Genomic DNA, 5,228 nt, shown 5'->3' with positions numbered 1-5,228 from the left:
CCCCGCCGGGCGCAGCGGGTGACCTAGGCCGACTCTTCCCGAGCCTGCCTGACCCGCGCCGCCTGAGGGCCGGGGCGCCCCGGCCCTCCCCTGGGCCCCGTCCTCCGTCAGAAGCCGTGGCGGGAGCCGCCGTCCACCGGGAGCATGACCCCGGTCAGGTACGAGGCCGCCGGGGAGAGGAGGAACGCCGCCGCGCGGCCGAACTCCTCCGGGGTGCCGTAGCGCCGCAGCGGGATCGCGGACTCGTTGCGGGTCCGGGCGGCGACCGCGTCCCCGGACAGGGCGTCGAGCTCGCGGACCCGGTCGGTGTCGATGCGGGCGGGGAGCAGCCCGACCACGCGGATGCCGCGCGGGCCCAGATCCACCGAGAGGGACTTGGCGAAGCCGGCCAGGCCCGGGCGCAGGCCGTTGGAGATGGTGAGGCCCTGGATGGGCTCGTGGACCGATCCCGACAGGACGAAGCCGATGACCCCGCCCTCGGAGAGCTCGGCCGCGGCCGCCCGCGCGAGGCGGACCGCGCCGAGGAAGACCGACTCGAAGGCCGTGGCCCACTGCTCGTCGGTGTTGTCGGCGGCCAGACCCGGCGTCGGGCCGCCCACGCTGACGAGGACGCCGTCGAAGCGGCCGAAGCGCTCCCGGGCGGCCTGGATGAGGCGGGCGGGCGTCTGCGGGTCGGAGTTGTCGGCGGCCACGCCGACCGCGTTCGGTCCCAGGGCCGCCGCCGCGGCCCCGGCGCGCTCCGCGTCCCGGCCGGTCAGCACCACCTTCGCGCCGTCGGCGGTCAGTTCCCGGGCGGAGGCGTAGCCGAGGCCCCTGGTGGCGCCGGTGACGACGTAGACACGGTCCTTCAGTCCAAGATCCATGCCCGACACGCTACGCGGTGGCCACCGACTCCCGCTCGGCGGCGGCCTCCGCCGCGGCGGCCGCCTCGCGGTCGCGCTTCTCGCGCCGTACGAGGACGATCCAGCCCACCGGCACCGCGAAGGTGAACAGCCACCACTGCACGGCGTACGCCATGTGCGGCCCGATCGAGTCGTGGTCGGGCTCGGCGACCACCTCGGGCTTGCCGTCGGCCGGTACTGGGGAGGTCAGTTCCAGGTAGCCGCCGAGGACGGGCTTGCCCAGGTACTCCGCCTGCTGCGCGCTGTTGATCAGCATCACCTGGCGGTCCGGCAGGCCCCTGCGGTCCTTGATGCCGCTGCCGCCGCTGGTCTCGTCGGCCTTCAGCCGCCCGGTCACGGTGACCTCGCCCGTGGGCGGGGCCGGCACCGGCGGGTAGCCGCGCGGGTCGTCGCCGCCCGCCACCCAGCCGCGGTTGACGAGTACGACCCGGCCGTCGGCCTGCACCAGCGGGGTCACGACCTGGAAGCCGACCCGGTCGTCGTTCGAGGTGCGCATCCGTACGACGACCTCGTGCGCGGGGTCGTAGGTGCCGGTGGCGGTCACGGCACGCCAGTAGTCGGAGCGCGGGACGACGTGCCCGGGGGAGGAGACCTCGGTCATCGGGACCGGCTTCGCGCCCAGGTTGGCCGCGATCAGCTCGTTCTGTGCGACCCGGTGCTCATGGCGGTGGAACTGCCAGAACCCCAGCCTGATCATCGCGGGGATGAGGACGAGGCCGATGAGGGTGAGGCACACCCACTGCCGGGTCAGTACAAAGCGGTACACGCCCACGACGGTACCCCCAGCGGCGAGGACCCCGGCGGCCGGGTGGCCGTCCGGGGTCGGGGAAGGGGGGTGTGAGGAGGCGGGACGTGAGGAGGCAGGGCGTGAGGAGGCAGGGTGTGAGGAGGTGGGGCGTGGTCAGACGCGGTCGGTGATGCCCACCTTCCCTTCGGCGCGGGCGCAGTGCCCGCCGCAGAACCACTGCCCCTCCACCTCGACGCCCTGGCCGATGATCTGGACCCGGCAGTGCTCACAGATGGGCGCCATGCGGTGGATGGCGCAGGAGAAGCAGTCGAAGACGTGCACGGCGCCCTGCGCGTGCACCTCGAAGGACATGCCGTAATCGTTTCCGCAGACTTCGCAACGTGCCATGGGCCGCATGCTGCGCAGGGCGGCGCACCGGAACAAGATCCACCGGGGTGAGTCGCCGCGCCTGCACCCGGCCGGCCCAATGCGCGCCCTCCCGCCCCGGACCGCGGCCCGCCCCCCCCGGATCAGTCCTGAGCCGGGGCCACGTCGCGCAGAAGCTGGGTGAAGGCGGCCTCGTCGACGACCGGGGTGCCGAAGGACTTCGCCTTGACCGTCTTGGAGGTCGCCGAGTCCGGATCGTTCGTCACGAGCAGGCTCGTGAGCCGCGACACGCTCGTGGCGACGTGCAGGCCCGCCTCGACCGCTCGGTCCTCCAGCAGCTCCCGGTCCACCGAGGTGTCGCCGGAGAACGCGATCCGCATGCCCTGCTTGAGCGGCTCGCCGTCCGCGTACCGACCCGGGTTCGGGTACGGGCACGGCGGCCGCTTGCGCGAGGGCCGCCAGCTCGAGCTCGCGCCGTACGAAGCCTGGTACCCGACGCGCGGAGTGGCGGGGGAGTCCGACCACTCCGTCAGCGGCCGGCACTCCAGCAGGGGCAGCCGTACGTTGTCCCGCGCGGCCGCGTGCAGGGACGGACGGAAGGCCTCGGCGAGGACGCGGGCGTCGTCGAGCGCGTGGTGGGCGCGCTGCTGGACCACGCCGAAGTGCGCGGCGAGCGACTCCAGCTTGTGGTTGGGCAGCGGGAGGTTCAGTTCCTTCGACAGGGCGATGGTGCACAGCCGCTGGCGGACCGGCGCGGTCGCGGCGGCCCGGGCGTACTCGCGGGCGATCATCTGCCAGTCGAAGATCGCGTTGTGCGCGACGAGCACCCGGTCGGCGAGCCGGTCCGCGAACTCCTCGGCGACGTCCTTGAAGAGCGGCGCGTCCTGGAGCATGTCGCTGGTCAGGCCGTGGATCCACACCGGTCCCGGATCCCGCTGGGGGTTGACCAGCGTGTACCAGTGGTCCTCGACGTTGCCCTGAGCGTCGAGCCGGTAGACGGCGGCGGAGATTATCCGGTCGTCGCGAGCGAGCCCGGTGGTCTCCACGTCGACGACCGCGTACCCCTGTGGGTACGCGGTCGGCCACATCGTCTCTGCGGTCGTACGGTCGGCGAGCATGGTCACAGAGGATATCGGCCCGCGCCGACACCCGGCGCCCGATGCCCTCTCAGCCCAGCTCGGCCACGAGCTCGCCGGCGCTCACCCGGGCGAAGGTCCCGGGTACTTCGGCGCCCGCGGGGAAGAGCCGGTAGGCCGTACCCGAACCACCCTCCGGGGCCACGGTCGCCGAGGTCAGCGCCAGGAACGCGCGCTTCCCGGCGGCCAGTTCGGCGGCCTCCGCGTCGGCGTCCGTACGGGGCCGGCGCTCCTCGGGCGGCTCCAGGGCGGAGATCCGAGCGGCGAAGGCGGCGGGTTCCTCGCCGGCCCCGGCCCGGTACAGCCACAGCTCGTCGAGGTGTCCGGGCAGCGGAGCCCGCCGCAGGACGGCGACCTCCCGGGTGCGGGCCGCCGCCCGCCACACCGCGAGGTCCCACAGGGTCGTACGGGACCCGGAGCCGAAGTGCTCCCACACGTCCGAGGCCACGGCCGCGAGCCGGTCCCCGTGCGAGGCGACGCTCTGGAAGCCGCCCGTCGGGGGCAGGTGGACGTCCGTCCACAGCGCCCGCCGCGCGGCCAGGTCCACGACCATCGGCATGCAGACCCGCGAGGTGCCGCTCAGGTCGAAGCGCTGGCGGACCGTGCGCGGATCGTACGAGGAGTCGCGCGGGCCGTCCGCCGGCAGGGCCATGAACCCGGCGAAGGCGTCGTCCATCTCCTCGAACGGCACGTTGTTGAAGCTGAAGACCAGTGCGACGGCGTACGCGTCCCCCTGCCGGGCGAGCTTCGCCAGGTCCAGGTCCACGTATTCGGTGGCCCCCTCCGGCGCCGGCGCCGAGGTGAGGTCGCCGGAGTGCACGGCGGCCCGGCCCTTCCCGTGCACGAGGTCCGTGTAGTCGCACACGCCGGTGAACTTCCAGTCGGCGTCGAAGAAGGCCACCGACAGGTCCAGGTCGGTCACCCGGCCGGCGGGCTCCGTCCAGTGCAGGAACAGCCGCAGCACCTCGCCCGCGGGCAGCGCCAGGCCGCTGCCCCGGGGCACCGCGACCAGCGACCTGGCGGAGGACCGCTCCCCGAAGGGCACGGGCAGCTCCGCGAGCCCGGAGTCCAGGACGGCCAGTTCGTACGGGTCCTCCTCGGCCCGGGCGAACCGGCGCAGCACCTCCGCCTCCAGCAGGGCCGTGGCCGCGCGGGCGAGCGGCGCGGGCAGCGGCGGGCGGTCCTCCGTCACGGACCGCGCGTGGGCGACCTGCCCCTTGGGGAAGAACACGCGGCGCGAGCCGGTCCGGTCCCCGGCGCGCACCCGCAGCGCTCCGAGCGCCGACAGCAGCGGGCCCGCGCCGACGGAGGGGAGCCCGCGGGCCAGCCCCTTCGCCAGCTCCGGGACCAGGACCTCGCCGGAGTGCAGGCGCAGCAGGTGGTCCAGGCGGCGCACGAGTTCACCCGGACGCTCCGCGGCAACCGCCGCGGCGACGCCGGGGTCTCCCTCCGCCAGGGCCCGCTCCACGCGCCCGGCCCAGGTCACGGGCCGGAGGCGGTCGCCGTCCACGCGCACGGCCTCCGGATGCGCGGCGGCGGTCTCCCGCAGGGCCGCGCCCAGGGCGCCGGACAGGTTGGTGTCCCGCAGCACGGCGAAGGCCAGGGCGGCCCGGGGGTGGCGGGCGTGCCGCTCGAAGGGGTGCAGGGTCTCGGCGGCCCGCTTCCAGGCGGTCGGATGCCGCAGCAGGTCCTCGACGAGGTAGGCGGTGGGCAAGGCGTCGAGCACGCCCAGCAGTTCGCGGCGCAGCGGCCGGGAGGGGGAGCGGAACCCGGACGGCGGGGGCAGCTCCGCGTCCTGGCCGGACAGCGCGGCGAGGAGCCGCAGCACGTCGGTGGCGGTGGTCAGCCGCCCGGCGAGCCGCGGCAGTACGGCGTCGCGGGTGGCGGGCCCGGCGAGCAGGGCGGCCAGGACCAGCGCCTTGGTCTCCCGTACGGGGATCTCCCCGGGGAGCCAGTCGAGCCCGGCCGGGGCCAGTCCGACCAGCAGGCGCAGGTCCTCGCGGTCCTCGGGGGACAGAGGGGTCGCCCGGGCGAGCAGCGAGGCCAGCTGCCGGGCCGAGGCCGCCGCCGGGTCGG

At 74.9% G+C, this 5,228-nt stretch carries 5 protein-coding genes; all 5 read right to left on the bottom strand.

Features of this window, described 5'->3' with window-relative positions; all coding sequences use genetic code 11:
- Positions 1 to 107: 107 nt before the first annotated feature.
- The gene (locus tag ACWGDE_RS35885; RefSeq protein WP_453393265.1) at positions 108 to 863 is read right to left on the bottom strand and encodes an SDR family oxidoreductase; all 756 of its coding nucleotides are present in this window, start codon (positions 861 to 863) and stop codon (positions 108 to 110) included.
- Positions 864 to 873: 10 nt separating this feature from the next.
- Positions 874 to 1,668 (bottom strand): SURF1 family cytochrome oxidase biogenesis protein, encoded by a 795-nt coding sequence (locus ACWGDE_RS35880; protein WP_453393264.1) that lies wholly within the window; start codon positions 1,666 to 1,668, stop codon positions 874 to 876.
- Positions 1,669 to 1,803: 135 nt separating this feature from the next.
- Positions 1,804 to 2,037 carry a hypothetical protein gene (locus ACWGDE_RS35875; RefSeq protein ID WP_112453882.1) on the bottom strand — a complete coding sequence of 78 codons (234 nt, stop codon included), beginning with the start codon at positions 2,035 to 2,037 and terminating at the stop codon, positions 1,804 to 1,806.
- 122 nt (positions 2,038 to 2,159) lie between these two features.
- Positions 2,160 to 3,140, bottom strand: coding sequence for a DEDDh family exonuclease (locus ACWGDE_RS35870; protein WP_453393263.1), 981 nt, complete (start codon positions 3,138 to 3,140; stop codon positions 2,160 to 2,162).
- 43 nt (positions 3,141 to 3,183) lie between these two features.
- On the bottom strand, positions 3,184 to 5,228 hold a 2,045-nt coding region (locus ACWGDE_RS35865; protein ID WP_453393262.1), incomplete at its 5' end, for an MXAN_6230/SCO0854 family RING domain-containing protein.

The organism is Streptomyces sp. NPDC054956, from assembly GCF_053609185.1.
This window is presented reverse-complemented; position numbering and strand designations above follow the sequence as displayed.